Below are 2984 nucleotides of genomic sequence, written 5' to 3' on the forward strand. Positions count from 1 at the left end.
ATGTTAGGTAGCGCGGCTTTTACAGGATTTGAAGGTGGTTTAATATTTATTGCACTTAAGAGTTTTTTGGGTATTTCTGGAATTAGTATGGGATTATTAGGTGGGATTGTGGGTGGACTGATTTTTGTCCAATATCGCCGCTTGATTGAAGGTAAGGATTTGCCAATTATTGCTGTCATCACTCTGGCTCTGATGCTACTACTCCCCGCCTTGCGAGTTGGGCTAGAATTACCATTAGTTATGGTAGTGGGAGTTTTAGCAGGAGCAGGCGCGATCGCGGTTACCGCCCTTTTTCGTTTGATTTATTTATTGTTATCTCGGTTACTATGAATAGTTATTGCGATGATTAATATTATAAATGGTAGTAAAGCAATCTCTGTAGTTTTTAACTCTTTATGTCCTCCCGAAACCCCTTGAAAGAAATTACGCTGCTAATTCTAACCCTCTTTGGGACGCTGGGAATAGTAGTTTGCATGATTTTGTTATATAAATTGAGTCCAGAAAAAAATTCAGGGAATTCAGCAAATTGTAAAAATTTTCCCACTGGATTATTTAATTACGGAGGCAGTACTACTTGGGCACCAATTCGACGAGATGTCGATCCTGTGATTCAGAAAATATGCCCTCAGTTTCAACTCCGCTATACGGATCATCCAATTAAGAAGCCTGGTTCCGGTACTGGTATTGAAATGCTATTAAATAATCAGTTAGATTTTTCTCAATCTTCTCGTTCAATTAAACCAGAAGAACAACAAACTGCTCAACAAAAAGGGTTTAGTCTTAAAGAAATTCCAGTGGCAATTGATGGAATTGCGATCGCCATTAATCCCCAGCTTAAGCTTCCCGGATTGACAGTAGAGCAACTCAAACAAATTTATACTGGTCAAATTACTAATTGGAATCAAGTTGGAGGAATAGATCTAAAAATTATCCCCTACTCGCGCCGTAAAGAAGATGCTGGTACAGTAGAATTTTTTGTAGAAAATGTTTTGCAGAAAGAAGAGTTTGGTGAGAATGTTGAATATGTTTACTCTACAACTGATGGGTTGCAAAAAGTAGCTAAAAATATCGGCGGTATTTACTACGCATCTGCACCAGAAGTAGTTGGTCAATGTCAGGTGAATCCTTTGCCATTAATTAACCAATCTCAGCAAATTATCCCTCCCTATAAAGAACCATTTGTCCCTCCAGAAAAATGCCCAAATCAGCGTAACTCTCTCAACGCTAGTGCTTTTAAAACAGGTGAGTATCCCATTACCCGCAAATTATTTGTAATTATTATGGAAAACAATGCTATCCAACAGCAAGGAGGAGAAGCCTATGCCAATTGGTTGTTAACGAATGAGGCACAACTATTAATTGAAAAAGTCGGATTCGTTAAAGTCAGATGAGATGTTATAAACAGGTTAATAGTGTATGTCACAAAAAAACGAAACTACAGTACTTTTACTTGCATTAGGCGTTACCTTAGCGCTAGTGGTAGGTGGAGTATGGTTTGGTAGGATTATGATACAGCCACCCAAAACAAATAATTCAGATTCAACAGCTCCCAACTCATCTACATCTAATCAGCCAATACAAGAGCGTATCAGTGGTGGAGATAAACTCTTAATTCCTACAGAAGCAACGCCAGAAAAACAAGCGGGAATTAAGGCGATTGCATCTAAAAATTATACCGAAGCTGTCTCTAAACTGGAAACTGCAATCAAACGCACTCCCAACGATCCAGAAATTCTGATTTATCTGAATAATGCTCGCATTGGCAATCAGAAATCCTACAGTATTGCTGTTTCTGTTCCCATTACTTCTGATGTAAATAGTGCTAAGGAGATATTGCGGGGTGTTGCCCAAGCCCAAAATGAAGTTAATCTCGCGGGTGGGATTAAGGGTATTCCCCTTAAAGTGTTAATTGCTAATGATGATAATGTGCCGGATGTAGCGAAACAAGTGGCAGAAGCTTTTGTGAAAAACGCAGAAATATTGGGAGTTGTTGGCCATTATGCTAGCGATGTTACTTTAGCCACAGTCAATAGTTATGAATCAGGGCAACTAGTAGTAATTTCTCCAACTAGCTCATCAGTAAAACTTTCTCGTGCAAGCAGTTACGTTTTTCGTACTCTTCCCAGTGATTATGTGGCGGCGAGAGCCTTGGCTGATTATATGCTGCAAAAATTAAAGGAGAAAAATGTCGCAGTTTTCTTTAATTCCCAAAGTGGTTATAGTCAGTCTCTGAAATCGGAGTTTGTCACGGCAGTGGCTTTGGGAGGGGGACAAGTTATTAGTGAATTTGATTTATCTAGTCCGAATTTCGATCCAGCCCAAAACTTTAATCAGGCAATTAAAGGTGGGGCACAAGTACTAATGTTAGCCTCAAATACTGATACCCTTGATAAGGCATTGCAAGTAATTCAGGTAAATGATACAAAGCTCAGTCTTTTAGGGGGAGATGATGTCTATGCGCCCAAAACATTGCAAATTGGCAGAGAAGCAGCGATAAATATGGTAGTCGCAATTCCCTGGCATATTTTGGCAAGCCCCAAGGCAGAATTTCCCAAAGCAGCTTCTCAACTTTGGGGTGCTGAGGTGAATTGGCGCACAGCCATGGCTTATGATGCAGCGAAAGCTTTAATTGCAGGAATTGGGCGTAATCCAACCAGGAAAGGAGTACAAACGGCGCTGTTAGCCTCAGACTTTTCTGCTGAGGGGGCTGGTGGCGGGATTCGGTTTTTACCATCAGGCGATCGCAATCAGGGGGTTCAGTTAGTTAAGATCGTTAAAGGTTCCCGTTCCAGTTTTGGCTATGATTTTGTGCCAATTCCTTGAAGGGTCAAGATTTTACCCCTGCCCCGTCAAATATATTGTATTTTACTTGACACTCCCCGGTCTAAAGACACGGGGTTTTCAGGCTATTTACTTATAACAAGTTTGAATTAATATTGAAATGCCATCTTGCCGTCTCTATCATGGCAGCTTCCCCAGCCAGC

The 2984-nt window shown here is 40.5% G+C and carries 2 protein-coding genes and 1 pseudogene; all 3 read left to right on the forward strand.

The features are described from left to right. A pseudogene (locus NJ959_RS27840) lies at positions 1-330 on the forward strand (serine/threonine protein kinase); the annotation flags it as partial. A gap of 65 nt (positions 331-395) precedes the next feature. Next, positions 396-1391 (forward strand): PstS family phosphate ABC transporter substrate-binding protein, encoded by a 996-nt coding sequence (locus NJ959_RS27845; protein ID WP_373693726.1) that lies wholly within the window; start codon positions 396-398, stop codon positions 1389-1391. 25 nt (positions 1392-1416) lie between these two features. Beyond that, positions 1417-2823, forward strand: a complete 1407-nt coding sequence (locus NJ959_RS27850) for an ABC transporter substrate-binding protein (RefSeq protein ID WP_254015015.1) — start codon at positions 1417-1419, stop codon at positions 2821-2823. The last annotated feature ends 161 nt before the right edge of the window (positions 2824-2984 follow it).

The sequence above is a fragment of the Limnofasciculus baicalensis BBK-W-15 genome (assembly GCF_024178385.1).
GTDB classification, from domain to species: domain Bacteria; phylum Cyanobacteriota; class Cyanobacteriia; order Cyanobacteriales; family Coleofasciculaceae; genus Limnofasciculus; species Limnofasciculus baicalensis.